The 26134-nt window shown below is 65.2% G+C and carries 17 protein-coding genes; 9 read left to right on the top strand and 8 right to left on the bottom strand.

What is annotated here, in order from left to right; translation table 11 throughout:
- The first annotated feature begins 1 nt into the window (after window position 1).
- From ON00_RS08635 to rpoN, 3 genes are all read left to right on the top strand, one after another.
- A complete protein-coding gene (locus ON00_RS08635; RefSeq protein ID WP_010405000.1) occupies window positions 2-526 on the top strand; it encodes an LptA/OstA family protein in 525 nt (174 codons plus the stop codon).
- 144 nt (window positions 527-670) lie between these two features.
- Complete coding sequence (gene lptB / locus ON00_RS08630; RefSeq protein WP_010404999.1) at window positions 671-1447, top strand: LPS export ABC transporter ATP-binding protein; 777 nt, start codon at window positions 671-673, stop codon at window positions 1445-1447.
- Window positions 1448-1575: 128 nt separating this feature from the next.
- Window positions 1576-3093 carry an RNA polymerase factor sigma-54 gene (rpoN, locus tag ON00_RS08625; protein ID WP_010404997.1) on the top strand — a complete coding sequence of 506 codons (1518 nt, stop codon included), beginning with the start codon at window positions 1576-1578 and terminating at the stop codon, window positions 3091-3093.
- Window positions 3094-3132: 39 nt separating this feature from the next.
- Here the strand turns inward: rpoN and ON00_RS08620 are convergent, their stop codons facing one another.
- The gene (locus ON00_RS08620; RefSeq protein ID WP_010404995.1) at window positions 3133-5079 is read right to left on the bottom strand and encodes a sialate O-acetylesterase; all 1947 of its coding nucleotides are present in this window, start codon (window positions 5077-5079) and stop codon (window positions 3133-3135) included.
- A 254-nt stretch (window positions 5080-5333) separates the two neighbouring features.
- Here ON00_RS08620 and ON00_RS08615 point away from each other — a divergent pair, with 254 nt between their 5' ends.
- Complete coding sequence (locus ON00_RS08615; RefSeq protein WP_010404993.1) at window positions 5334-6905, top strand: alpha-N-arabinofuranosidase; 1572 nt, start codon at window positions 5334-5336, stop codon at window positions 6903-6905.
- Window positions 6906-7002: 97 nt separating this feature from the next.
- Here the strand turns inward: ON00_RS08615 and ON00_RS08610 are convergent, their stop codons facing one another.
- The 3 genes from ON00_RS08610 to ON00_RS08600 are packed head-to-tail and all read right to left on the bottom strand — an operon-like array spanning window position 7003 to window position 14308.
- Entirely contained in the window at window positions 7003-9693 is a 2691-nt protein-coding gene (locus tag ON00_RS08610; RefSeq protein WP_010404990.1) for a glycoside hydrolase family 3 C-terminal domain-containing protein, read from the bottom strand.
- A gap of 42 nt (window positions 9694-9735) precedes the next feature.
- Window positions 9736-11277, bottom strand: coding sequence for a tryptophan halogenase family protein (locus ON00_RS08605; protein ID WP_010404988.1), 1542 nt, complete (start codon window positions 11275-11277; stop codon window positions 9736-9738).
- A gap of 58 nt (window positions 11278-11335) precedes the next feature.
- Window positions 11336-14308 (bottom strand): TonB-dependent receptor, encoded by a 2973-nt coding sequence (locus tag ON00_RS08600; RefSeq protein WP_010404987.1) that lies wholly within the window; start codon window positions 14306-14308, stop codon window positions 11336-11338.
- Window positions 14309-14578: 270 nt separating this feature from the next.
- Between ON00_RS08600 and ON00_RS08595 the strand changes: the two genes are divergently transcribed.
- From ON00_RS08595 to ON00_RS08580, 4 genes are all read left to right on the top strand, one after another.
- Window positions 14579-15262: a SapC family protein gene (locus tag ON00_RS08595; protein ID WP_010404985.1), complete on the top strand. Its 684-nt coding sequence runs from the start codon at window positions 14579-14581 to the stop codon at window positions 15260-15262.
- The gene (locus ON00_RS08590) at window positions 15259-16284 is read left to right on the top strand and encodes a cupin-like domain-containing protein (RefSeq protein WP_010404983.1); all 1026 of its coding nucleotides are present in this window, start codon (window positions 15259-15261) and stop codon (window positions 16282-16284) included. Before ON00_RS08595 ends, ON00_RS08590 begins: the two co-directional genes overlap by 4 nt.
- 111 nt (window positions 16285-16395) lie before the next feature.
- Window positions 16396-17496 carry an alpha/beta hydrolase gene (locus ON00_RS08585; protein ID WP_010404981.1) on the top strand — a complete coding sequence of 367 codons (1101 nt, stop codon included), beginning with the start codon at window positions 16396-16398 and terminating at the stop codon, window positions 17494-17496.
- Window positions 17496-19412 carry an NPCBM/NEW2 domain-containing protein gene (locus ON00_RS08580; RefSeq protein ID WP_010404979.1) on the top strand — a complete coding sequence of 639 codons (1917 nt, stop codon included), beginning with the start codon at window positions 17496-17498 and terminating at the stop codon, window positions 19410-19412. The genes ON00_RS08585 and ON00_RS08580 overlap by 1 nt, the downstream gene beginning before the upstream one ends.
- An 11-nt stretch (window positions 19413-19423) precedes the next feature.
- Here the strand turns inward: ON00_RS08580 and ON00_RS08575 are convergent, their stop codons facing one another.
- From ON00_RS08575 to ON00_RS08560, 4 genes are all read right to left on the bottom strand, one after another.
- Window positions 19424-20176 carry a FadR/GntR family transcriptional regulator gene (locus ON00_RS08575; protein WP_050810977.1) on the bottom strand — a complete coding sequence of 251 codons (753 nt, stop codon included), beginning with the start codon at window positions 20174-20176 and terminating at the stop codon, window positions 19424-19426.
- Between the two features lie 110 nt (window positions 20177-20286).
- Window positions 20287-21723: a family 43 glycosylhydrolase gene (locus tag ON00_RS08570; RefSeq protein ID WP_010404975.1), complete on the bottom strand. Its 1437-nt coding sequence runs from the start codon at window positions 21721-21723 to the stop codon at window positions 20287-20289.
- 42 nt (window positions 21724-21765) lie between these two features.
- Entirely contained in the window at window positions 21766-22455 is a 690-nt protein-coding gene (locus ON00_RS08565; protein ID WP_010404972.1) for a hypothetical protein, read from the bottom strand.
- Window positions 22452-23468, bottom strand: coding sequence for an alpha/beta hydrolase (locus ON00_RS08560; RefSeq protein WP_010404969.1), 1017 nt, complete (start codon window positions 23466-23468; stop codon window positions 22452-22454). The genes ON00_RS08565 and ON00_RS08560 overlap by 4 nt, the downstream gene beginning before the upstream one ends.
- A 217-nt stretch (window positions 23469-23685) precedes the next feature.
- Between ON00_RS08560 and ON00_RS08555 the strand changes: the two genes are divergently transcribed.
- Window positions 23686-26121, top strand: a complete 2436-nt coding sequence (locus tag ON00_RS08555; RefSeq protein WP_010404964.1) for a glycoside hydrolase family 95 protein — start codon at window positions 23686-23688, stop codon at window positions 26119-26121.
- The last annotated feature ends 13 nt before the right edge of the window (window positions 26122-26134 follow it).

Raw genomic sequence — 26134 nt, 5'->3', positions numbered from 1 at the left:
CATGCGTCGCACCCTTGCCCTTATCGCCCTGTCGTCCGCCCTTGCGGGGGCAGCCTATGCGCAGACTGCGCATAATTCGACTGCGCCGATCAATTTCTCGGCCGACCATATCGAACTGCAGGACAAGGCCAATCGCGCGGTGCTGACGGGCAATGTCGTGGTCAAGCAAGCCGAGATGACGCTGAATTCCGCGCGGATGACAGTCGCTTACACCGGCCAGATTGTGGATGGCAGCCCGCAAGTGTCGCGCCTCGACGCCTCGGGCAGCGTCACCGTCACGCGGCCCGACCAGACCGCGCGCAGCAATTTCGCAGTATATGATCTCAACAAGCGCGTGGTGACGATGCTGGGCGCGGTCACGCTGATCCAGGGCGGCAACACCGTCAATGGCGGTCGGCTGACGATCAACCTCGATACCGGGCGCGCGGTGATCGACGGCAATTCGGTGGGCGGCGGTGCGACCGGAACCAAGAGCAGTGGCGGTCGCGTGAGCGGCACCTTCTCGGTGCCCAAGCGCGACAACTGAGGCGACCGCGCGCACGCTTCGGCTGGCGGCATCTTCCCAGCCGAACGGGTTTCGCCTAGGTTGTGCACGCGATCATGCACGAATCCTGCCAAATACGGCGCGGTAACCTTTCGTTCACTCTAAAGTGCGAGCACGGGACCTGTAATGACCGAGACCCTCACCCTCGAAAACGCCCCGCCGATCGCCGAAGTGCCGGTGCTGGACGGCTTGTCGGTCGTGTCGATCGCCAAATCCTATGACAAGCGCAGCGTTTTGACCGATGTGTCGCTGTCGGTCGGCAAGGGTGAGGTGATCGGCCTGCTCGGCCCGAACGGTGCGGGCAAGACGACGTGCTTCTATTCGGTGATGGGGCTGGTGAAGCCCGATTCGGGCCGGATCATGCTCGACGGGCAGGATATTACCGGCCTGCCCATGTATCGCCGCGCGATCCTGGGGCTTGGCTATTTGCCGCAGGAAACCTCGATCTTTCGCGGCATGACGGTCGAGCAGAACATCCTGAGCGTGCTCGAACTCGCGGTGCCCGACAAGGCGCAGCGCATGGCGCGGCTGACCACCTTGCTCGACGAGTTCGGGCTGACGCGGTTGCGCGATTCCCCGTCGATGGCGCTGTCGGGCGGTGAACGCCGCCGCGCCGAGATTGCGCGCGCGCTCGCGGCTGATCCTTCGATCATGCTGCTCGACGAACCGTTTGCGGGGATCGATCCGCTGTCGATCGCCGACATTCGTGACTTGATCTGCGAACTCAAGAAGCGCGGCATCGGCGTGCTGATCACCGATCATAACGTGCGCGAAACGCTCGAAATCGTCGATCGTGCCTATATCATCTATGATGGCCGCGTGCTGTTCACCGGCTCGCCCGAGGAACTGGTGGCGGACGCGAATGTGCGGCGGCTGTATCTGGGCGAGGGCTTCTCGCTTTAGGGTATGCGGAGTGCTCTTAATCCGTTCGTGCTAAGCTTGTCGAAGCACTGCTCGCCGCAGATGGGACCTCGCTCGCTGTGCGGGCCCTTCGACAGGCTCAGGGCGAACGGTATTTGGGTGGCCAGCCAATGAGCCTCGCGCCGCGCCTCGACCTGCGCCAGTCGCAATCGCTGGTGATGACGCCGCAATTGCAGCAGGCGATTCGCTTGTTGGCGTTGTCGAACCTCGAGGTTGAGGGCTTCCTGGCCGAGGAGATCGAGCGCAACCCGCTGCTCGAAGCAAGCGCCCCCGATGATGACGGCCCGACCCAGGAACGCGAAGCCGACGCGCCGATCCGCGACCAACCCGCCACCGCCGACGAATTGCTGATCAGCGGCGGCGATGCCGGCGAGGCCTCGCTCGACGTCGATTTCACCGCCGAGAGCTTCCACCACGACAGCGCATCGGATTCGATCGGCGATCAGCCGGGCGCGGCGGGCATGGACGGGGCGCTTGGCCTCAACGGGGCCAGCAGCGGCGGCGGCCTGGGCGAGGATGGCCCCGATTTCGACAGCTTCGCCGATACCGCGCTGACGCTGCAGGACCATTTGCTCGCCCAAGCGGGGACGGCGGTGGATGGACCGGACCTGTTCATTGCGGCGCATCTGATCGACCAAATCGACGAATGCGGATACCTCACCGCCTCGCTGCTCGACGTCGCGACGAGGCTCGGCGTGCCGCTGGTGCGGGTCGAGGCGGTGCTGGGCATCATCCAGACCTTCGATCCGACCGGCGTCGGCGCGCGCGATCTGGCCGAATGCCTGGCGCTGCAAGCCAAGGAGGCCGATCGCTACGATCCGTGCATGGCGCGGCTGATCGACAATCTCGACCTGGTCGCGCGCGGCGATCTCGCGCGGCTCAGGCGATTGTGCGATGTCGATGACGAGGATCTGGCCGACATGATCCGCGAACTGCGCGGTTATGACCCCAAGCCCGGCTGCCGTTATGGCGGGGAACCGACCCAGGCGGTGGTGCCCGATCTGTTCGTGGCCAAGCGCAAGGATGGCTGGGGGATCGAGATCAACGCCGCCACGCTGCCGCGCGTGCTGGTCAACCGCAGCTATTATAGCGAATTGTCGACCGCGCGCGGCGACAAGGCAAGCAAGGCGTGGCTGGGCGACATGCTCGCCAGCGCCAATTGGCTGGTGAAGGCGCTCGACCAGCGCCAGCGCACGATCATCAAGGTCGCGACCGAGATCGTGAAACAGCAGGAGGCGTTCTTCCTGCACGGCGTCGCGCATCTGAAGCCGATGACGCTGCGCCAGGTGGCGGATGCGATCGAGATGCACGAATCGACGGTGAGCCGTGTCACCAGCAACAAATATCTGTCGTGCGCGCGCGGGCTGTATGAGCTGAAATACTTCTTCACCTCGGCGATCCAATCGTCCGACGGCGGCGATGCGGTGTCGGCGCAGGCGGTGAAATCGGCGATCAAGGCGCTGATCGCGGGCGAGGGCGACAAGATCCTGTCGGACGATACGCTGGTCGAACTGCTCAACGCCAAGGGCTTTGACATCGCGCGGCGCACTGTCGCCAAATATCGCGAGGCGCTGGGGATCGGGTCGTCGGTGCAGCGCCGCCGGGCGCGGGCGCTGGGGGCGGGCTGAACGGCGCGCTCGGCTATCGCTAGGGTATAGGTGCGCCGATCACTTAACCGGCAGTTCGAACGGACCCGCTGGCAATTGCGCCGCGTCGACCAGATTGACGACCGGAAAATCCGCCCAAGCGTAGCGCACCCGCTTGACGGGGCGATTGTCGCTTGAAAGCGAGACCTGGTTGCCCGCGACGGTCGCACGGGCATAACGGCAGGAGCCCGCGTCAGCGCCGCACAGCTCGAAGCCAGTCGCGTAATCGGCGCTGCGCGAGTGCAGCGCCCCTGTCACGCCGGTAAAGGTCACGGTCACCGTGCCAGCGGCGTCGCGCGTGGCTGCCACGGGCTGGGGTCCCGACGCCGACGCGGTTTGTCCATAAACGAGGGCACCCATCGCGCGCGCCAGCCTCCGCCCGACTTCATGCTTCTCGCCCGGATGAATATCGAGGGCGTCGCCAAGGTCGAGCGTCACCGCCACCGCCGTATGGCCGTCTTCCTGCGCCACGCGGCGCTGGTCGTCGCGGACTCGCGCCCAGCCGCTCTCACCCGGCGCGATCGATGGCGCGCCAAAACCAGCGAGCGACACGATCGCAAAGGGCAAGTGCGGCTGCGCCACTTGATGCCGCCACTCGGCCATCATCGCCTTCAGGCGGTCGGCATAGCCGGGGATGTCCGTATCGGATTCGCCCTGATACCAGGCCACGCCCGCCAGCGCGGTTTGGCCGAGCGGCGCAATCATCGCATTGTAGATCGTGCCCGCGCCGGTGATCTCGTCCCACGGGACGCGGGGTGAGGTGCCGCTGATGTGTTTGGCGACCGCATAGCGCCAGCCATCGGCGATCGGCACGCTGCTGCCATCGGCGAAGGTCAGCTTCATCGTCTCCGCGGGGCCGGGCATGCCACCCGTCGCATAGGCATTTTCCACGTTGACGGTGATGACATTGCGTCCGGCCACGAACGTGCCGGCGGGGACGGTGTACATCCGCGCGTCCCAACCGCCGCGCCCGCCAACGGGTTTTCCGTTGATCCAGGTGCGATCGGCATCGTCGACCGCGCCGATGGCGATCGTCGCCATCTGGCGGGCTTGTTCAGGCGTCAGCGTGACCGTCTTTTGATACCACAGCATGCCAAGATAGGTCTCGAGCGCTGGCACGCCCCACTCTTCGTAAAAGGCGATCTTCGGGACCGGCTGCCAGTCGAGCGCAGCGTCCGCTTGCCACGGTTCGTGCCCGCGCGTGTCGCCGGTCTTGTCGCGCCACCAATTTTCCCAGGTGGCGCTCGCGCTGCGTTCGGCAGCGGCGGGGTCGCGAGCGTAGAGCGACAGCAGGTCGGCTTGCGCGCCGCGCCCTGCGGCGCGCTGCGCCTCTTCGCCCATCCAGGCCGCGATTTGCGACCCGCCCCAGCTCGAGTGGATCGCGCCAATCGGCACCTTGGCCACCTTGCGCAGCGCTTGCACCATGTAGAAGCAGGCGGCTGAAAAGCCGCCGGTCGTCTTGGCGTCGGCGGCGCTCCAATTGGGCTGTTGCGCAAACCGGTCACGCGGTGTCGCCGATGTGCGCTTGGCGACGGTCACCAGGCGCAGCTGGTTGTCGGCGCTCCCCATGATCGCGCCGATCGCGTCCTGCGCGCGCTCGACCGGCAGCTCCATATTGCTTTGGCCCGAACAGAGATAGACATCGCCGATCAGCACGTCGTGCAGCGCGGTTGTGCCGCTTGGGGCCATCACCAGAACGTCATAGGGGCCGCCTGCGGGCACGGGTGGCACGGTGACGCGGAAATGCCCGTCGCGGTCCGCGCGGGCTTGGGCGGAGTGGCCGGCCAGCACGACGGTCACGGGCTCTCCGGCGATCGCGTCGCCCGTCACCACGATCGGCTGGTTGCGCTGGATGACGCCGTGGTCGGACAGCAGACCGCCCACGGTTGGCGCAGCAGCGGCAGGAGCGACGAGGGCGCCCAAGGCCAGCGCGAGCGCGCTCGTTCCCAAAGCATAGGTGCGACGCATGAAAGACCCTCTCCATCGAACCGTCTGACGATTGCGCGTTTCACGCCGTTGACGCACTGGCTCTGTGCTTATACTCAGACAATATAACGGAAAGCGCAAGGGCTCGTCAGCGCTCTTTGCGGGGGTGAGGGGGGAGTGTTGCGTTTGATCTGCAATCCCGCGCGGCGTCTGGCCGCCCCGAAACACTCGCCCTTCCTGATACCGGTCGCGCTTCGGCCGACCTCCCCCACGCTCTGCGTCAAAGGACCCCTGTCATGATCCGTCGCGCCCACCTTTTGCTCGGCCTTGCTCTTGTCGCCACGCTGCCCGGCGCGGGCTTTGCCCAGGACACTATTGACAGCGCCAGCGGCGCGACGGCCACGCTGCATGGCGATCAGCCGGGGCCCGTGATGAACCGGCAAGTGTTCGGCCAGTTTGCCGAGCATCTCGGCCACGGCATATATGGCGGCATCTGGGTTGGGGAAACGTCCTCGATTCCCAACGACCATGGCTATCGCCGCGACGTGCTCGAGGCATTGCGCGCGATCAAGGTGCCGGTGGTGCGCTGGCCCGGCGGTTGCTTTGCCGATGAATATCACTGGCGTGACGGGGTGGGCCCGCGCGGCAAACGCCCGGTCAAGATCAACACCAATTGGGGCGGCGTCAATGAAGACAATGCCTTTGGCACGATCGAATATATGGGCTTTGTCGAGCGGCTGGGGGCAGAGGCCTATGTCTCCGCCAATGTCGGCAGCGCGCCACCGAGCGAGACTGCGCAATGGGTCGAATATATGACCTCACCGAACGGATCGACGCTGGCCAAGCAACGCGCGGCGGACGGTCATGCTGCACCGTTCAAGGTCCCCTATCTCGGCATCGGCAATGAGCTGTGGGGCTGCGGTGGCAACATGCGCGCCGAATATGCTGCGGACCTGACCAATCGCTATGCGCTCTTCGCCAAGTCGGGCACCGGCAAGATGCTCAAGATCGCCAGCGGTCCAAGCGACGCCAATTATGAGTGGACCGACACGCTGATGCGGCTGTCGGGCAAGAATATCGATGGTCTTTCGCTGCATTATTATACGCGCCCGCGCGACCAGGAATGGAAGGACAAGGGGGCCGCGCTCGGCTTTCCGGAAAGCGAATGGGCCAGCACGATGGCGCACACGCTGCAAATGGACGAGTTCGTCACCAAGCATTCGGCGATCATGGACAAATATGATCCGGCCAAGAAGGTATGGCTGGTCGTCGATGAATGGGGCACCTGGTACGATCCTGCGCCCGGCAGCAATCCGGGCTTCCTCGTCCAGCAGAATAGCGTGCGCGACGCGGTCGTCGCCGGGCTCAACCTCAACATCTTCGCGCATCATGCCGACCGCGTGAAGATGGCGGCGATCGCGCAGATGGTGAATGTGCTGCAGGCGATGCTGCTCACCGACGGCGCAAAGATGGTCAAGACGCCAACCTATTGGGTGTTCGATCTGTACAAGCCGTGGCAGGACGCGACGGTCTTGCCGATCGACGTCAAGTCGCCCTGGTATCACAAGGATGCGACGGCACTTCCCGCGATCAGTGCATCGGCGGTGCGTGACACGGCCGGGCAAGTGCATGTCGCGTTGGTCAATCTCGATCCCAACCGCGCGATCCCGCTGTCGATCGCGCTGGCCGGGGTCACTGCCAGCAGCGTTGCGGGGCGGATCGTCACGGGCACGACGATGGACGCGCATAACAGCTTTGAGCAGCCCGATGTGGTCAAGCCGGTCGCCTTCACCGGCGCGCATGTGAGCGGTGGCACGCTGAGCACGACGCTGCCGCCTATGTCGGTCGTGGTGCTCGATTTGCAGTGAGGCCGCGAGGGCGGTCCTGCGCTGTAGGTGCGGACCGCCTTGCGAACCTTCGATCTTCCGCCCCTCCCTTTCAGGGAGGGGAGAAATAGCCCTTTCGTCAGAGCGGCAGCCGGACCGCGCGGCTGGTGGTGAAGCTGGCGGTGCTGGTCGGCACGCCGGTGTCGGGCTGGCCCGACCCCACGCTGACGCGGTATTGGCCCGCCATCACTTGGCGCGTACCGTCGACCGCCACTGCGCTCAAGTCGCGGGGCGACAGGTCGAAGCTAATGACGCGATGCTCGCCCGGCTTGAGCGTTATGCGTTGATAGCCCCGCAAGGCGATGCGCGGGGTGCCGGGTTGATCGGGGAAATTGAGGTAGAGCTGCGCCACTTCGTCGCCCGAGCGCTGGCCGGTGTTGCTGACCTCGGTCGTCACGCGCAGCCCGGTCTCGGCACCGCCGGCGGCAGGCGTCACGGTCAGCGGGGCGTAGGCGAAGCGCGTGAAGCTCAGGCCATAGCCGAACGGGTAAACGGGCGTACCGGTGAAGTAGCGATAGGTGCGTCCGGTCATCGCATAATCGTCGAAGGGCGGCAGGTCGGCCACGCTGCGGTAGAAGGTCAGCGGCAGGCGACCGGCGGGATTGGTCTTGCCGGTCAGCACGTTGGCGACGGCAAGCCCGCCCGACTGGCCGGGATACCAGGCCTCGACGATCGCGGCGGCATTGTCCTTGGCCCAGGCAAGGTTGATCGGGCTGCCGTTCATCGCGACCACGATCAGCGGCTTGCCGGTCGCCTTTGCATGTTCCAGCAGCGCTTGCTGTTCGGCGGGCAGATCGAGCGAGGTCTTGTCGCCGCCCTTGAAGCCCGGAATGTCGGTGCCGGTTTCCTCGGCCTCCATGTCGGACGTCAGCCCGACCACCGCGACGAGTACGTCGGCTTTGGCAGCAGCGGCGGCGAGATCGGCCTCGGGCTGCGCCGAGATCCGCTTCCACACGAGGTCGGTATTGCCGAAGCCGCGCGCGGTCGAGACCAGCCGCAGGCGATAGCGCTGACCCTTTTGCAGTGTCACCGTCTTGAGCGTGGGCAGCGGGCTGTGATGCTCGCCGCCGACATCGAGGAAGGTGTGCCCGTCAATCTCGAGCAGCCCGCTGCCGCCGAGGCCAAGGCGATAGCTGCCCGTCTCGGGTGCGACCAGAAACCCGGTCCATTCGGTGCGGTGATAATCGTTGACGGTCGGGAGATCGAAGGCGCGTGCGGCCACGTCGACCTCGCGCCGGGTTACGGCGGGGCGATCCTGATAGGTGAGCGCGGCGAGGATGGCCCGGTCGGTGCCGGGCTTGAACGGCAGGACGGGCGGGGTGACCGGGTTGAAATAGCGCGCGAGCAGCCCGGGCTTTCCGTCTGGCCCAAGCAGCGCTGTGGGCGGCACGCGATCGCCATCGGTGATCGATTCCCCGAAGGGCACCAGCGTCACCGCGTTGGCACCGGCGGCTTGGCGCAGACCCTCCACTACCGAGACCGGCGGGGCGGACTGCGTCGAGGAATAATTGCCGCGCAGCACGCGCGTCGCATCGCCGAGCGGGCCGACGACCGCGATCCGCGCGCCGGGGCGCAGCGGCAACACGCCGTCATTCTTGAGCAGCACCAGGCTCTTTTCGGCGGCGTCCAGCGCGAGCGCGATATGATCGGGGGTGAGGATCGCGCTTACCGGAACCACCGCCGGTGCGCCCGCCACGCCCGGCAAATCGCCATTGCGTAGGCGCGCGGAGAACAGCCGCACCAGCGTACGATCGATATCGCCCTGCGAAATCAGGTTGCGCTTGAGCGCGTCGCCAAACCGATCGGGCAGGCCGCCGATATCGCCGATCGTCTGCGTGTTGCATTCATTGTCGACGCCCGCCTTCATCGCTGCCGCGACGGCGGTCGCCTGGTCGGGGGCGTATTTGTGATTGTCGGCAATGTCCTTCACCGCGTCGCAATCGGACACGACATAGCCGGTAAAGCCCCAGGCACCGCGCAGATGGTCCTTGAGCAGCAGGTCGCTGGCGCAAGCTGGCTGCCCCTCGATGCGATTATAGGCGCACATGATCGAGCCCGCGCGGCCCTCGACGATCGCCGCGCGGAAGGCGGGGAGGTAGGTATCCTCCAAATCGTGCGGCGAGACATAGACGTTGGCGGCGTGGCGCGTCGATTCCGGGCCGCTATGGGCCGCGAAATGCTTGGGCGTGGAGATCACGCGCGGAAGATCCGGGTTTGGCCCCTGCATGCCCGTTACGAACGCAACGCCCATGCGTGCGGCGAGATAGGGGTCCTCGCCATAGGTCTCCTGGCCGCGGCCCCAGCGCGGATCGCGGAAGATGTTGATGTTGGGCGACCATGTATCGAGCCCGGTGCCGATCCGGCCGAGCTTGCCCGTCTGCCGCCCCTGCGTGTGGAGCGCGCGCACTTCGGTGCTGATCGCGTCGGCGACCTGATGAACGAGCGGCGCATCGAAGCTTGCCGCGAGGCCGATCGGCTCAGGGAAGTTGGTGGTTGGGATCGGCCCGAGCGCCCCGTGGAGCGATTCCGTCCACCAATTATACGCCGGGATCTTCAGCCGTGGGATCGCAGGCGCGACGTTGAGCAATTGCGGCAGCTTCTCCTCGGTCGTCATCTGCGCAACCAGTGTTGCCGCAAGGCGGTCGGCCTCGGCGCGCGCCACGCTGGGCTGCGCTGCGCCGTGTAGGTCCTGCGCTTGCGACGCAATGGTCGCGACGCTGGCGCTCACCAGCAGCAGCGCGCGCGATGCGAAAGAGACGGTCGATGCCATGCTGTACCTCAAATCCGGGGGAAGGAAGGAGTCGTCGGAGGATTAGATCGTCGGCAATCCATGCTCGACGATCTTGCGGATCAAATCACGGTGTCGTGGCAAGCCCGCGCGCAGCCGCTCGGTTTGCGTCGCGGCTTCGCGCCGTGCCTGTGCCGCGAGCCGGGTTTCGCCCGCGATCGCATCGCGCGAGACTTGCGTGTGAAAGTTCATGCCATAGAGCACATATTGATAGCTCGCCGCCGGGAAGACTTCCTCGACACGGTCAAATTCGTCGTGGAACCAGGGCGGCTGATATTTCCACAGGGTGAGCAGGTCGCGCAGCCGGTCGGGGATCGATTCGGGCCGGACATTGTCGCGCCAGAAGTCGCTGTCGGTGCGCTTGGTCAGCACATAATGCAGCTTGAGGAAATCGATGATCCTGCCCCAACGGTAGAGCGTCGTCGCGTTGAAGCGCGCGGCGAGGATGTCCATCACTTCGCGGCACACCGGCATCTGCTCGGCCACCAGCTTGGCGGAGAGTTCGATCAGCACGATCGCCGATGCCTCAAGCGGTTCGAGGAAACCGGCGGCGAGGCCGATCGCGACGCAATTGTTTTTCCAGAAGGTTTCGCGGTGCCCGGCCCGGATCGCCAGTTTGCGCACCGCCAGATCGCGGCCCCGTGGGCCGAGATAGCCGCGCAATTCCTGCTCGGCGGCATCGTCGGAGATGTGACTGCTCGAATAAACGTGCCCGACGCCGCGCCGCGTCGGCAAGCCGATATCCCAGATCCAGCCTGACGATTGCGCGGTCGAGATGGTGTGCGAGGCGATCGGCCCGTCCGGATCGTCATGCGGGATTTGCACCGCCAGCGCCGTGTCGCAAAACAGGGTGTCGCTGCAACTCTTGAACGGCACGTCGAGCGTCTTGCCGATCAGCAGCGCGGCAAAGCCAGTGCAGTCGATGAACAGATCACCCGCGATCTCGCCCGCTTGTTCGGTGACGACGGCAAGGATGTCGCCATTTTCGGCCTGCGTCGCATGCTGGACATCGGCGAGCACATGGCGAACGCCGAGCGTTTCGCAGCAGTGCCGCTGGAGAAACCCTGCGAATTTCCCGGCGTCGAGATGATAGGCGTAGTTGGCGAGCGCCTCATATTCGGGGGTGGCGATCGTCTTGGGGGCAAGCCCGTCATCGCACAGCCGCCCTTGCGGCGAGACCATGTCGCAAAAGCTTTGGCCATGGCCATCGGCCAGCCAATGCGGCGCAAGATTAACCCGCGAGAAACTCTGCGGCAGCATTAGCGGATGATAATAGCCTTCGTCAGGAGCGCCGGTGGTCCAGCGGGCGAAGCGCGCGCCTTGTTTGAACGATGCGTTGCATTCGCGGAAAAAATCGCTTTCCGACACACCGATTTTGGAAAGCGTCGTGCGCAGCGTCGGCCAAGTGCCTTCGCCAACCCCGATGATCGGCGTTCCTGGGGATTCGATCAGCGTGACCGAAAAGCCCTCTGCCATCCGGCTGCGATGCCGCGCGGCGATGATGCCGGCCGTCAGCCAACCAGCCGTCCCGCCACCGACGATAACGATGTTTTTGACGCTCTGCATCGCTCCCGACTACCAAAAATGGGGGGGTGCCGATACGGCACCCCCGAGGTGGCAGAGACTAGAAGCGGAAGCGCGCGCCGGCCAGATAGCGCCGTCCATAGTCGAACACATCGAGCAACTGATTGTCGAAGCGGCCGTGGGTGCTTTGCTGGTTGTTGTTGACGTTCTGGACTTCGCCAAACACGCTGAAGTGCTTGTTGATGTCATAGCTCGACGACAGATCGAGCTGCAGGCTCGAATTGACGAAGGTCGGCTCGGCCCCGAATTGTCCGGTATTCTGGTTCTGGCCGAACTGGAGCAGATATTTGTCGCGCCAGTTGAGCGCCGCCCGGAACTGGAAGCCGTGCTTGTCGTAGAAGCCAACGAAATTCGCCGAATTGGCCAGGCCGGTCACGGCAAAACCGGTCTGCGAGATGTTGGTCGGGTCATACGGCTTGTTGGTATCGACAAAGGTGGCGTTGGCGGTGAAGCCGAAGCCCGATTCGCCGAACACCTGCTGCCACGCAACCTCAACCCCGCGCACCGTCGCGTCGGGTCCGTTGACCTGTTGCGTCACCGCGAAGTTGGCGAGCTGCCCGGTGGTCGGATCGACCACACCGTTGATGGACTGCCGCGTCACGCCGCCAACGATGAAGTTGCTGACGTTCTTGACGAAGAAATCGACCGAAACGTACGAATTGCGCTTGTAATACCATTCGGCCGCGACGTCGAAATTGTCCGACAGATACGGCTTGAGGTTGGGGTTGCCGCCGCTTGCCGTCAGCGCGTTGACGCGCTGGCCGCTGCCGACGTTGAGCACCGGCGACAGCAGGTTGAGCGCCGGGCGCGTCAGCGTACGCGAGGCGTCGAAGCGCAGCTGCAGCCGGTCGGTGACTTCAAGCCGCGCGTCGAGGGTCGGCAGCAGGAACGAATAGCTGCTCTTGCTCGACACCGTCTGCACCGGCGTATAGCTCGACACCGTCAGCAGCGTCGGATCGGCGCTGCTGGTGCTGAGCACCAACGGCAGGCGTCCCTGGCCGATCGAGGTCAGATGCGTGTTCTCGTTCCGCACGCCCGCGTTGAAGTGGAACGGCATGCTGCCGATATCGGCGGTGAAATTGACACTCATGTAGAGCGACCAGGTCTTTTCGCGAACGTCCTGGATGCTGCCGGGGTCGACCGCTTCGTCAAAGGTTCCGGTAAAGCCTGTCACGCCCGAATAGTTATAGCCGGGGATGTTCTTGGTCTGCGGGTTGCCGAGGCTGGTCAGATAGTTCTGATAGGCGATCGGGTTGAACATGATCAACGACGGCGGCAGCGAGCCCTGGAAACCGGGGATGAAGTTGTTGGTCGAGATCGTGCCCTGATACAGGCTGCTTGGCAGCGGCGCGATGCCACCACCCTGCGCGGACGGTGTGCCGTAGCCGGCATAGGCCTGCCAGAAGTTGTTGGTGAAGGTGCTCTGGTTGCTGAGCTGGAAGCGGTCCTCGATATACTGGCCGCCGGCCTTGATCGTCAGATTGTCCTGATGCCAGGTCGCGTTGAAGCGCGCTTGCTTCAGGGTATCGGTGTTGCGCTGGGTCTGGTTGACGGTGACATGCGACCCGATCAGCGCCGGATTGGCGAAATCTGCGGCGGTGCCGTTGGGCCCAAAGGCGGTCAGCACCGGAATGGCGTTGCTGCTGTTGCCGAGAATTTGCAGCCCGGTCGTCGTGCCGAGCGCGCCACCATAGCCGATATCGCCATTCTGGCTGCCGATATTGCCGTCCGGATTACGCCAGCTCTGCGCGTAATTGAGATCGCCTTCGAGCGTCAGATGTTCGGTTGCGTCCCATTTCACGTTGCCGCCAATGGCGTTGGTCTGCAGCACTTCGGTGTTGATTGCCGAGGTGAAGTCGGTTGGTGAGCCGGTCTGCGTGAAGTTGGTGGTCTGCCCGTTCTTGTCGAGCTCGACGTTGCGCAGCGCGCCTTGGTTGAACCACACGCCGAAGCCGTAAATGTCGGTGACGACCTTCTGCCGCGAGAAATTGTCGTCGATCGTGACCATCACATCGTCCGACGGATGCCATTGCAGCGCGATGCGCCCGTCATAGCGTTCGTCCTTGGTGCGGTCCTGCTCGTAAACATATTGCTGCGGGAACCAGCCGACCACCGTCTGGCGATTGCGGGCGTCGGCATAGGCGGCGCTTTTGGAGTCGCTGGTTGGCGAGCAACTGGTCGCAGTGGTGCCCTTCAGCTGGCACGGCGCGTAATAGCCGCCCTCCCAGCCGTTCACGCCGACGCGGTTGGTGTTGGTATCGCGGCGCGTGTAGATGAAGTCGGCCAGCACGCCGAGCGTGCCATTGGCGAAGGTGTCGCTCAGCAGCACGCCGCCGGTCGGAACGATCTTGCCCGAGCGATCCTGGATCGAGCCCGCAATGCTGGTCGCCAGACGGAGCCCCGGATGATCGAACGGCTTGGGGAATTCGACATTGACGGTCGCGCCGATCGAGCTCGAGGTCAGCGCTACGTCGGGCGTCTTGAGGACGCTCAAGCGGCCGATGAAATCGGAACCGACGGTCGAGAAATCGATCTGGCGGTTGCCGGTCGCGGTCGAGATACGACGACCATCATACAGTGTGGTGTTGAAGTCGCCGCCAAAGCCGCGGACGGTGATGCCGGTGGCTTCGCCGCGTGCGCCCGAACGCTGGATCGACACGCCCGGCAGGCGCTGCAGCGAGGCCGCGACGTTCGAATCGGGGAATTTGCCGATGTCTTCGGACGAGATCGCGTCGACCACGCCGGTGGCCGAACGCTTGATGTCGAGGTTGCGCTGGAGCGAGCCGCGCAGACCCGTGACGATAATGTCCTGGCTGACCTCCTCGGGGGTGGCGGTGTCGGTCGCCGGTCCAGCCTGCGGCGTTACCACTTGCGTGGTCTGGATATTTTGGGCGTCGCTGGTTTGCGCTGCAGCCGGGTCTGCCAAAGCGAGCGCGAGCAAGCTCGGAGCGCCAATCAGGATAAATTTGCGCCGGCGTGAGCCTGATGAAGCGCTAATGCCGCGTGCGGTCATGTACGTCACAATCCCCTCCCTCTTGAACTATCATTATTATTCAGTGGCTTGACCCAAAACTCTCGGCGTCGGGGAAGCCACTTGCACTGCTGCCGGTATTGTCCGACATATCGCGCTGGAGAGATTGTTATCGCTACCAGAGACGCTGCGCAATGGTATTTGTCGGTGTAATGCGAAAAAACAATCAACCCACTTGGCCAGATGCGGGTGCGCCGCTTATGCCTGTCGGACGACCGTGAGCAGCGGCGCGAGATGTTGGAGAGGACGTGGATGGCGACGCTTGAGGTCTTGAGTACCGATCATCATGCCGGGTTGCGGCTTGGTCCGCCGCTGTCCGCCGACCGTCATTTCGTGCAGATTGTCCTCGATGAATTCGAGTCGGTTGCGGCGCGATTTCCGATCCTGTTTACCAAGCATCCGGAAACCGGGGCCTTTTATGCCGGCGCGTTGCTGGGCCTGAAGCCCGGTGAAAATATCGCCGCCGGTTCGGGCGATGGAGCCGCTGTTGACCGCCTGTTCGATCTGGTGCGGCAGGGCTTCTTTATCTCCGGCGATCATATTGCGATCGATCCGGCGCACACCCGATTTGTGCGCGCGGGCGGGCAACCGGTGTTCGACGACGGGGGAACGCCCGCTGTGGCGCTGCGACGCGTCCAGAGTGCGTTGAGCCAGTTGCACGCGGGGTTGCCGCAGACCGAGCAGTTCCTCAAGCGGCTGCTTGCGCTGAAACTGGTGGAGCCGATCGACCTGTCGTTCCGCTTCGACGATGGCGAACGACTCGCGTTGGAGGGGCTCTATACGATCAGTCGCGATGCGCTGGCCGAACTGGACGACGCGGCAGTGATCGACCTGTTTCGACAGGGCGATCTCGCGCTGGCGCATGCCGTGCTTGGGTCGCAACACCACATTTCCAGGCTCGCGCACCTGCGCAACGATCGCCTTGTTGGCGGATGACAGCGCTCGATTCGCCGCGTCTGCGCACCCTTGACGGTGGCGCGTTGGACCGCGACCGGTTCCTGCGCGATATTGCGGAGCCCTGCGCGCCCGTCGTGCTGCGCGGTGTGTGTCGCCACTGGCCGGCCTATACGGCGCAGGCGCAATCGCACGCGGCGCTCGTCGCCTATCTGGCGGGCTTCGCGGTCGACCGCGCGGCCGAGATGTTCGTCGGCGACCCTGCGATCGGTGGACGATATGATTATGCTGATGGGTTGAGCGGGTTTACCTTTTCGCGGGAAAGCGTGCAGTTCGGCGAGGCGCTGCGACGGATCGCGGCGGCTGCCCAGTCTCCGTCAGAACCGTCAATCTATGTCGGTTCGCTGCCGACGGATGACTATCTTACTGGTTTTTCTACCGAAAATGCCCTGACGATGTTGTCGCCGGATGTCGCGCCACGGATCTGGCTCGGCACCGCGTCGTCGGTCGCTTGCCATTATGATACGTTCGACAACCTTGCCTGCGTTGTGGCCGGGCGGCGGCGTTTTACGCTCTATCCCCCCGATGCGATTGCGGACCTGTATGTCGGGCCGATCGATCATACGCTGGCCGGGCAACCGGTCAGTCTGGCCGCCAGTGCGCCGCCGGGCGATGGGCGCTATCCGGCCTTCGCCAACGCCCGCGCGCGCGCGATCACCGTCGATCTGGCACCCGGCGATGCGCTGTATCTGCCGAAGCTGTGGTGGCATTCGGTTGAAGCGACCGCGCCTTTCAACGTGCTGGTGAATTACTGGTGGGATGGCTTTGCCAGCGGTCCGGACGCGCCGCACACCGCGATGCTGCTCGCGATGATCGCGATTGCCGAGCGCCCGGCACCCGAGCGCGCGGCATGGCGGGCGTTCTTTGACCATTATGTCTTTCGCCCCGATGGGCATCCGCTCGCGCATCTGCCGGAACAGCAGCATGGTATCCTGGGGCCACTGCGCAGCGGCAATTATGGGCGGATCCGCGCGCTGGTGATGCGGCTGCTGCGCGGCGGGTGAGAAAGCGGCGGGAAAAGGCGCGGCGGGGAATTGACGCGCGTTTGCTTTAGACAGACAAGACGGCGAGTCGCGACGACGCGATATCGGCCTAATGGGGTGTGGGAGAGAGATATGCGATCGCATCGGCAGCTAAGCGCGCTGTGGCGTGCAGCGCGCGTTATAGGCGCGGGCACGGCCACCTTGATGTTGGGCGCGATGCCGGCAATCGGGCAAGTGCCGACGCACGTGCCGCCGCCGGTTGCCGGTGCTCCGACCGTGACGATCGAACGGATCAAAGTCCACGCCCCCACCATCGTCGGCAATCTCGAAGGCGATTCGGCGGACCGCGACGTCCTGGTGATGCTGCCGCCAGGCTATGCCGCCAACCCGAAGCGGCGTTACCCGGTGCTCTACGCGCTCCACGGGTATTCGATCGGTGCCGAGCAATGGACCCACGAAATCCATGTGCCGCAGACGATCGAGGGCGCGTTCGCCACGGGTGTGCCCGAGATGATCGTGGTGCTGCCCGATTCGAAAACGCTGCATAACGGATCGATGTATTCGAGTTCGGTCACCACCGGCGATTTCGAGACCTTCATCGCGCGCGACCTGATCCATTATGTCGACGCGCATTATCGCACGATCGCCGACCGGCGCAGCCGCGGGCTCGTCGGGCATTCGATGGGCGGTTACGGTACCGCGCGGATCGGGATGCGGCATCCCGACATGTTCGGCGCGATCTATATGATGAGCCCGTGCTGCCTGTCGCCGCGCGATCCCGGCCAGATTGACCCCAAGGCCGCCGCCGCGCTGGAGGCCATCCATAGCCGCGAGGAAGCCACCGCGCTGCCCTTTTTCGGGCGCGCGCAATTCGCCACCGCCGCCGCCTGGTCGCCCAACCCGCAAAATCCGCCCTTCTTCCTCGATTTGCCGACCAAGAATGGCGTCGTGCAGCCCGAGGTGCTGGCGAAATGGGCGGCGAACGCGCCGCTTGCCTTTGTCGACCAATATATCGGCAATTTGCGCCAGTATCGCGCGATTGCGATCGATGTCGGCGACCAGGACGGTCTCAAGGAGGACGCCGCCAAACTCCACGCGACGCTGGACCGTTATGGCGTCGCCAACAGCTTCGAACTGTACCACGGGACGCATGTCAGCGATGTCGCGGTCCGCTTTCAGGACTATGTCATGCCCTTCTTCGGCAAGAACCTCGTGACCAAGGCGGCGCGCTGATGCGCAGTGCGCGCATGTTTCTGCGGGGCGGTGCGGCGCTGCTCGCCGCGACGGTTTCGAGCGTGCCCGCGATCGCGCAGTCCGACGATCTCGCGCCGAGCGGGCGGTGGAGCGCCTATAGCGCGGGTGCGGCGCAAGTGCCGCCAATGGGGTGGAGCAGCTGGAACGCCTTTTACGAAGATGTCAGCGAGGAAAAGGTGCTCGCCTCGGCCCAGATCATCGTCGATTCAGGGCTGGCGGCGAAGGGCTATCGCTATATCGACGTCGATGATGGCTGGTGGCTCCAGCGCCGCGCGCGCGACGGGCGGATGGTCATCCGCACCACGACCTTTCCCTCGGCCAAGGGAGCGGGGCCGGGCGGTGACACCAGCTTCCGCCCCTTTACCGACCGGCTCCATGCGATGGGGCTCAAGGCCGGCATCTATTCGGATGTCGGGCGCAATACCTGCGGGCAGGCGTTCACCTCGACCATGGCCAACATGCCCGAGGGCACGCTCGCCGAGCGCGAGGTCGCGCTCTACGGCCATGTCGACCAGGATATCGCGCTCTACTTCAAGGAATGGGGCTTCGATCTGATCAAGGTCGACGGCTGCGGCATCCGCGCTTTCCCGGCGAGCGATCCGCGCGTGAAGGCGGGCCAGTATCGCGCGCTCGCACCGCTGGTCGATGTTGAATCGGTCGGGCGCAGCGACATTGCGGCAGTGCGCGGGCTGTATGAAGAGGTCGGGCGGGCGCTCAAGCGCTACAACCCCGATAATGACTTCCTCTATTCGATCTGCCTGTGGGGCGCGGCCGACGTTCGCGCCTGGGGCAAGGATGTCGGCAATATCTCGCGCACCAGCGAGGACATTTCGCCAAGCTGGTCGCGGATGCTGCACAATTTCGACAGCGTGTCGCGCCGCGCGCTCTATGCGCATCCGGGATCGTGGAACGACCCCGACATGCTGTTCATCGGCACCGGCGATTTCGATGCGGCGCACAGGACCGAGGCGCGGACGCATTTTTCGCTGTGGGCGATGGCGAATGCGCCGCTGTTCATCGGCTATGACTTGCGCAAGGCCCCGCCAACGATGCTGGCAATCCTCGGCAACGCCCGGATCATCGCGCTCGACCAGGATCCCGCCGGCAATCAGGCTGTGCTGGCGTTCGATACCGACGACGTGCAGATCCTCGTCAAGGCGCTGGCCAGCGGCGACAAGGCGGTGGCGATCTTCAACCGCACCGCGTCGCCCGCGCAGGCGGTGCTGACGGCCGACCATCTCAAATTCACCGCTGACGGCGACGTCACGCTCGACGATCTGTGGGATGGTGGCACGACGCACTTCCGCGGCGAGACCAAGCTCGCGCTCGCGCCGCATCAGACGCTTGTGTTCACCGCGCACGGTACCCGGCAATTGCCCGGCGGTCTCTATCTGTCGGAACAGCCGGGCAGCGTGAATCCGGCGGTGGATGGCGTCATCGTCCCCGAGCACGAACCGCTGATCCACCGCGGCATCCTGCCGTGGCGCGGGACGCGCGGCGATGGCGACCACCCGCGTTATGGCGGCTGGGGCGGGGCGCAGGCGGATGGCACGCCTTATGGTGAGACGCTGCAAGTGGCGGGACGGCGCTTCACCACCGGGATCGGCGTGCTCGCCAATTCGCGGCTCGAAGTGCGCAATACGGGCTTTGCCCGCTTCTCGGCGCTGGTCGGCGTCGACGATTCGGCGCGTGACCGCAGCCAGCCGGTGCGCTTCGCGGTCTATGGCGATGGCAAGTTGCTCGGCCAGTCGGCACCGATGCGGTACGGCGACGCGGCCGCGCCGCTGTCGGTCGATGTGCGCGGCGTCACGCTGATCGAGCTCGTCGCGCGCACCGCGACGCCGATGCGCTTCCCCGATCCGGTAAGCTGGTCCGAGGCAGCGCTGACACGCTGACCCCGGCGCGGTCAGCTGGCCATCGCGCTTTGCGTGTCTTCCAGCGCGAGTTCGACCAAACGGCGCATTGCCGCGCTGGCGGCGTCGGGGTCGCCTGCGGCAATCGCGTCGTAAACGAGGACGTGATCGGGGATCGGGTTGCGCGGCAGCGCGCGCAGGCGTTGCTTGAACTGCGTTGTCCAACTGACCGCTGCGCCGATCGAGGCGCTGAGCACCACCAATGCATCGTTGCGGGTCGCACGCAGGATCGTATCGTGAAACTGCCGGTCGGCGGCGCGGCCGAGATCGGTTGCCAGCGAATGCCGCCGCATCGCGGCCAGCGCTTCCTTCATGCGTTTGAGTTCGCTGCGGTCGCGCTTGACGGCGGCCATCCCGGCGGCGGCAGGCTCGATGATCAAGCGCAGTTCGAACAGGCTGCGCACCAGCTGGGGATCGGGTTCACCGGCAAAGGCCCAGCCGAGCACATCGGGGTCGAGCAAATTCCAGCGATCGCGCGGGAGCACGCGCGTTCCCGCTTTTGGTCGGCTTTCGACCAGTCCCTTGGCAATCAGCGCCTGGATGCCTTCGCGATAGGCGCTGCGCGATACGTCGAGCGATTCGGCAAAGACGGTCTCGCTGGAAAGCGTTTCGCCCGGGGCATATTTGCCCGACAGGATCGCCACGCCGAGTTTGTGGGCAATGGCCCCGCGCAGCCGCCGACCCTTGCCGCGCGGGGAGCGCGTTGGCGGCTCGCTGTCGATTGCGGATCCGGCCTCTTCAGCCAGGGAGAGGGAATGTTCGATCGTCACAGCGCCGGACTCTAGCAGCAGCCAGTCGTGACGGAAACTGCGACTATCGTAGGACGGCTTTCCGCAAAGACCGGTGGCACGCTCCGCTACGGTCGCTTGAAGGCCCAGCGGCCGACGACGCTGGCGGGGTCGAACGGGGCCAGCGCGGGGGTGCTGGCTCCTACGGCAATCAGCGCGCGCGACGGGCCTTGTCCCGTCACCTTCGGCGTTATCCGGTAGGTGCCGTCGGTGAGTTGATCGATCCGCCACAATTGCTCGGGTGCGTCGGTGAAGGTCGGCACGGTTGTGACCGTGTCCCCCGACACCGCGAGCGCGCGGCCGGTGCCCGCGATGACGATGCTATAATATGGCGCGCCGAAATAGCCGCCCGCCCCGGCGACGGGCGTGACCGTCCATTGCTGATGCGGCCGGATCATATAATCGCCAAGGTCGACCTTGATTGGCCCGCTTGGCCAACTCGCCTGATCTTCTCCAAGCGTCTGGTTCGCAATCGGGCTGACCGGCGTGTTCGGTGGGGCAAAGAAACTGCGGCGCGCATCGAAGGCGATGCGGGTGTCGTCGACGGCAAGCTCCAGTGCGCCGCCACTGCGCTGCGATTCGATCTCATATGTTCCGGCCGCAAGATTTTCGCCGCCGACCGGCCAGCCATCTTTCCAGAGCAAGGGCTCGATCGCGAGCACGCTGCGCCCGCTGCGATCCATGTCGGCTTCATAGTGCATCGAGAACTTTTCGAGTCCATCGCCAAGGTCGACCAGGCCGAAATGGCCGGCCCCATAGCGCCGCCCGCGCCCCGCCACGACCAGCTTCCCGCCGCCTTTCAGCAGCGGTACGCCCATATGGTCGACGAACGGGCCGGTCGGCGAACGCGAGCGCCCGACGCGAATGTTGTACGACGAATTCGGCCCGTCGCAGCACGTGCCATGCGTTCCCAGCAGATAGTAATACCCGTCGCGGTACAGCAGCGCGGTCGCTTCCATGTCGATCGCGATATCGACCGGTTGGTTGCCCGCACGCCGGGCACCCGTTGCGGGATCGAGCTCGACCATGCGGATATAGCCGAAATAGGTGCCATAGCTCAGCCACAACCGCCCATCGGCGAGCAGGAAGGCGGGATCGATCGCGTCGGCATCTTCGATGCCGTTGCTTTCCGCTACGACGCCGACCTCATGATATCCGAACGCTGGGGAGCTCGGGTCAAGCGAATGGGTCCACATCACCTTGATCTGGCTGGCATGGCCGCCATTCATCCCGCCGCCGCCGACCGCATAGGCGACGTAATAGCGATCGCCGATGTGGATGATGTCGGGCGCGACCCCGCCGCCGGGACGCACGCCACCGCTATGCCAGGTCCAGCCATCTTCGGACACGAGGCCACCGCGACCGGTGCCGAACGTATAATATTTCCCGTCCGACAGCGCGATCGTGGAGGGATCATGGATAATGGGCTCGCCCCCCAATTGGGCAGCGGCGGCACCCGGCAGTGCGAGCAGGGCCGACAGGACGGCAATCGCAGCGTACTTCATGGTCTCTCCAACGGGATCGCGCGCGTTCAAGCGAAGTCGGGGCTATTTCAGGTCGATCGTGAGGTCGCGGACTGGTCGCCCGTCGGCATCGACAAAGCGGACGCAAAAGTCACTGAGCCCAGGGCCGTTGATGACCGCGCCGCGGATGATGTTGCGCCCTTTGTGCAGCGTGAGCGGTTGCGATACGCCATCGTCCATCACCATCCGGCGGTCGCCGTACAGGCCGACGGCTTCGGTGCCATTGACCCACCACATCGATGCCGCGTTCGAGCCGACCGCGAGCCGCACATTGTGCATGTCGCGTGGGCTGTCGACGACGGTTATCGCATGGAAGATCACACCATAAACCGGCTTGCCGAGACTCTGCGCGAAATTGAACAGCTTCACATCGAACAAGCGCGCATCGAGCGCGTGCCAGCGCAGCGGCTCCGGCGTCTTGATCAACGCACCATCGCGCGGCACGGCCTCGGTGCGGCCGGGGAAATCGCTCAGCGCCGCGCGCACATAGCTTTGCGTGAAACCGATATTGCTGCGGTTTGGCTTGACGATCGGTTCCAGCAGCAGCCAGCGTTGCAGAAAGCCGTCGGCGTCGGGGGCCAGCGGCGCACTCGTCGGCGCGGCAAAATAGGGCTCGAAACTCGGTGCAGGCGCGGGTGCCTGTTGCGCCAAGCCGGCGGTCAACGGCGCGACGACGCTCATTGCCAATACGATCGCGATCTTGGTCGGTTTCATGGTTTCGTCGCTCCCGTGCCGCTTGCGCCTGCCGCGCCGCCGTCCTGCAGGCGTGTCAGCAAGCCGTTCATGTCGAGCCACCGGACGAAGGCGTCGAACCACTCGGTGCTCGTCGTGTTTGCTTTGCCAAGGCCGAAGCCGTGGCCGCCCTGGCCGTACAAATGAAATTCGACGGGCCGCCCTGCCTGCTGCCAGGAATCGATCAGGCCGAGCCCTTTGCGCGCGAACAGCGGGTCGTCGGCGGCGAGCACCGCGAACAGTGGCGGGGCATCGGGGCGAACGCGGACCGCCTCCATCGAGCCGTAGATCGGCGCGAGGAACGCCGGGTGCAGCTCGGGGGCGGTGAGCGCGGTGGCCATCGTCGTCATTGCCCCTGCCGAAAAGCCCATCATCCCGATGCGGGCGGGATCGACCCGCCATTCGCGGGCGTGCGCACGGATCAGCGCGAAGGCGGCGCGCGCGTCGGCGATCGGCTCGGCCAGCCCGGCGGCGGCGTCCTCGGGGCGCAGCCGCGACGTGGGACGTCCGGCACCTGCGAACATCGCCGCCACCGCCTGCTCGAAGTCGGGCATAGCGGCGGGGGTTGGCTTCAGGCGGTATTTCAGCACGAAGGCGGCGATCCCGTGATCGGCGAGCGCACGCGCGACGCGCCACCCCTCATTCTCCATCGACAGCATCAGGAAGCCGCCACCGGGTGCCACGATCACCGCCGCGCCGGTCGCCTTGGCTGGATCGGGGAGGAAGGGCGTCAGTGTTGCCGTGCTGACGTTGCGCGTCATCGCCACGCCATATTGACGGAACCACGCCTCTGGTGCCGTCGCGCCCGCGACTCCTCCGGTGTCGAGCCGGATTGCAGAGGGTTCGGCCGGGGCTACAGTCGGCACCATGCGCGCGTCCTGCGCCATAGCGGGGGCGGCCAGCAGCAACGCCACTCCGCACAATGCGGCGCGACCCGCGCCATGCGATGCGAACCAAGCACGACGTCGATCAACGGATCGCCCCACTCCGGTCATCCGGTCTTCTCCCGATCGCCCGGCCTTTTGCTGGCCGGAGCTTCTTGTTTTCGCCGATTGTGCGGCGCGCGCGTTTATGGATCGTTCGGCATTGCTAGACGGCCGGTCGTTCGGCGGTCAATAGTCCGACAAAATATTTACCAGCGCCTTGCCAATGCGGGCATCGGCACCGCACACACGGTTCGGGCTTGGACGAAGCCGCATGGGGAGAGCGATGATGTCATCAAGCGACGCGTTCGCAGCCGTCAATCGACGCGAGACGCTGGCGGCGGGGCTCGCGATTGCGGCGTCACCGACGCTGCTGGCGGCGAAAGCGAGCGACGCGAGCAGCGACCTGCGGCTTTGGTATCGGCAGCCTGCGGGAGCCTGGACCGAGGCGCTCCCGGTCGGCAACGGACGGCTGGGCGCAATGGTGTTCGGCCGCGTCGCGCAGGAGCGGCTTCAGCTCAACGAGGACACGCTATGGGCGGGTGCGCCCTATGATCCGGACAATCCCGAAGCCTTGGCGGCGTTGCCGGAGGTTCGAGCGTTGCTCGCCGCCGGACGCTATAAGGATGCGACGGACCTGGCTTCTGCAAAAATGATGGGCAAACCGCCCGCCCAGATGCCGTATGGCACGCTCGGCGATGTGCTGCTGACCTTCGCTTCCGCGCACGTCCCGACCGTCTATCGGCGCGAGCTCGACCTCGCATCGGGCATCGCCACAACCGAGTTCGAAACCGCGGACGGCCGTTACCGGCGCGAGGTGTTGGCATCGGCCCCCGATCAGGTGATCGTGATGCGGCTGGAAGCGGAAGCCGGCACGCTCGACTTCGATCTGGCTTATCGCGCTCCGCGTGCGATCAGCACGCCGCGCGCGCAATTCTCCGAGGGGGCGACACCCCAGACCACGCGGCCGACCGAGTGGATGCAGCGCGAGGATGCGGAGCGGCCCGGACCGGACGTGACGATCGCTGCCGATGGCGCGCATGCCCTGCTGGTGACCGGATCGAACGAAGCCGCGCTCGGCGTGCCTGCAGGGTTGCGCTACGCGCTGCGCGTGCAGGCGGTGGGGGACGGCGTCATCATCGCGAACCAAAAGGGCATAACCGTGTCCGGCGCGCGCAGCGTGACCGTGCTGATCACCGCCGCGACCAGCTATCGCAGCTATAGCGATACCGGCGGCGATCCGGTTGGCGCGGTGCGTGCCGCTGGTCGGGCGGCCGAACGAAAGGGCTACCCCGCGTTGCGACGGTCGCATGTGGCGGATCATGCGGCGCTGTTCGGCGGGGTGAAGATCGATCTGGGCACCAGCCCGGCGGCGGCGTTGCCAACCGACGCGCGCATTGCGGCGGGCGCGACCGCGGTCGATCCCGCGCTGGCGGCGCTGTATTTGCAGTATGGCCGCTATCTGCTTATCGCCTCGTCGCGACCGGGCAGCCAGCCGTCGACGCTGCAGGGCATCTGGAATGAGGGGACGACACCGCCCTGGGGCAGCAAATACACCATTAACATCAACACCGAGATGAATTATTGGGCAGCCGATCCGGGCGGGCTCGGCCTCTGCGTCGAGCCGCTGGTGCGGATGGTCGAGGATTTGTCCGTTACCGGCGCGCGGACCGCGCGGACTATGTACGGCGCGCGGGGCTGGGTTGCGCATCATAATACCGATCTCTGGCGCGCGACCGCGCCAATCGATGGGCCGTTATGGGGCCTGTGGCCGTGTGGCGGCGCTTGGCTCTGCAACACGCTGTTCACGCATTGGGACTTTGCCCGCGACCCGGCACTGTTGGCGCGGCTATACCCGCTGCTGAAGGGCGCAGCGCACTTCTTCGTCGACACGCTGATCGAGGATCCCAAGGGACGCGGGCTGGTGACCTCGCCCTCGCTCTCGCCCGAAAACGAACATCCGTTCGGATCGTCACTCTGCGTCGGCCCGGCGATGGACCGGCAAATCGTCCGCGACCTGTTCACCAACACGGTGGTCGCTGGCCGCACGTTGGGTCGGGACGGCGAATGGCTCGCCATGCTCGAACAGGTCGGTGCGCGCATTGCGCCCGATCGTATCGGGGCGGGGGGACAGTTGCAGGAGTGGCTCGAGGATTGGGATGCGCACGCCCCCGATCCATACCATCGGCACGTTTCGCACCTTTATGCGGTGTATCCGAGCGCTCAGATCAACGTCCGCGACACGCCTGCGCTGATCGAGGCGGCCAAGGTCAGCTTGCGCCAACGCGGCGATTTATCGACCGGCTGGGCAACCGCATGGCGCATGTGCCTGTGGGCGCGCATGGGCGAGGGCGATCACGCTTACGCGGTGCTGAAAGGATTGCTCGGCCCGCAGCGCACTTATCCCAATATGTTTGACGCGCATCCGCCCTTTCAGATTGACGGAAATTTCGGCGGGGCGGCGGGTATTCTCGAAATGCTGGTGCAGTCCTGGGGCGGCGAACTGCTTTTGCTCCCCGCGCTGCCAACGGCATGGCCCGACGGTTCCATCGCGGGAGTCCGGGCACGCGGTGGCGTCCGCGTCGATCTGACGTGGCGGCAGGGCCGTGCGACTGCGCTCACGCTTTCGGCACCGGCCGGATCGACGGTGAAGATCCGGCTCGGCACCGAGCGCTTTGCGGTAACGATCCCGGCCTCTGGCCGCTATGCGCGACGCTGGGCTTAGCCCGGGACTTTTG

It is taken from the genome of Sphingomonas echinoides ATCC 14820 (genome assembly GCF_000241465.1).
Lineage (GTDB): Bacteria > Pseudomonadota > Alphaproteobacteria > Sphingomonadales > Sphingomonadaceae > Sphingomonas > Sphingomonas echinoides.
This window is presented reverse-complemented; position numbering and strand designations above follow the sequence as displayed.

Excerpts from the sequence above, each read along its gene's own strand:
- lptB (WP_010404999.1), top strand. The coding sequence starts at position 671 with ATGACCGAGACCCTCACCCTCGAAAACGCCCCGCCGATCGCCGAAGTG.
- ON00_RS08605 (WP_010404988.1), bottom strand. The coding sequence starts at position 11,277 with ATGCAGAGCGTCAAAAACATCGTTATCGTCGGTGGCGGGACGGCTGGT.
- ON00_RS08600 (WP_010404987.1), bottom strand. The coding sequence starts at position 14,308 with ATGACCGCACGCGGCATTAGCGCTTCATCAGGCTCACGCCGGCGCAAA.
- ON00_RS08570 (WP_010404975.1), bottom strand. The coding sequence starts at position 21,723 with ATGAAGTACGCTGCGATTGCCGTCCTGTCGGCCCTGCTCGCACTGCCG.
- ON00_RS08580 (WP_010404979.1), top strand. The coding sequence starts at position 17,496 with ATGCGCAGTGCGCGCATGTTTCTGCGGGGCGGTGCGGCGCTGCTCGCC.
- ON00_RS08560 (WP_010404969.1), bottom strand. The coding sequence starts at position 23,468 with ATGACCGGAGTGGGGCGATCCGTTGATCGACGTCGTGCTTGGTTCGCA.
- ON00_RS08555 (WP_010404964.1), top strand. The coding sequence starts at position 23,686 with ATGTCATCAAGCGACGCGTTCGCAGCCGTCAATCGACGCGAGACGCTG.
- ON00_RS08610 (WP_010404990.1), bottom strand. The coding sequence starts at position 9,693 with ATGGCATCGACCGTCTCTTTCGCATCGCGCGCGCTGCTGCTGGTGAGC.
- ON00_RS08620 (WP_010404995.1), bottom strand. The coding sequence starts at position 5,079 with ATGCGTCGCACCTATGCTTTGGGAACGAGCGCGCTCGCGCTGGCCTTG.
- ON00_RS08595 (WP_010404985.1), top strand. The coding sequence starts at position 14,579 with ATGGCGACGCTTGAGGTCTTGAGTACCGATCATCATGCCGGGTTGCGG.
- ON00_RS08585 (WP_010404981.1), top strand. The coding sequence starts at position 16,396 with ATGCGATCGCATCGGCAGCTAAGCGCGCTGTGGCGTGCAGCGCGCGTT.
- rpoN (WP_010404997.1), top strand. The coding sequence starts at position 1,576 with ATGAGCCTCGCGCCGCGCCTCGACCTGCGCCAGTCGCAATCGCTGGTG.
- ON00_RS08565 (WP_010404972.1), bottom strand. The coding sequence starts at position 22,455 with ATGAAACCGACCAAGATCGCGATCGTATTGGCAATGAGCGTCGTCGCG.
- ON00_RS08635 (WP_010405000.1), top strand. The coding sequence starts at position 2 with ATGCGTCGCACCCTTGCCCTTATCGCCCTGTCGTCCGCCCTTGCGGGG.
- ON00_RS08590 (WP_010404983.1), top strand. The coding sequence starts at position 15,259 with ATGACAGCGCTCGATTCGCCGCGTCTGCGCACCCTTGACGGTGGCGCG.
- ON00_RS08615 (WP_010404993.1), top strand. The coding sequence starts at position 5,334 with ATGATCCGTCGCGCCCACCTTTTGCTCGGCCTTGCTCTTGTCGCCACG.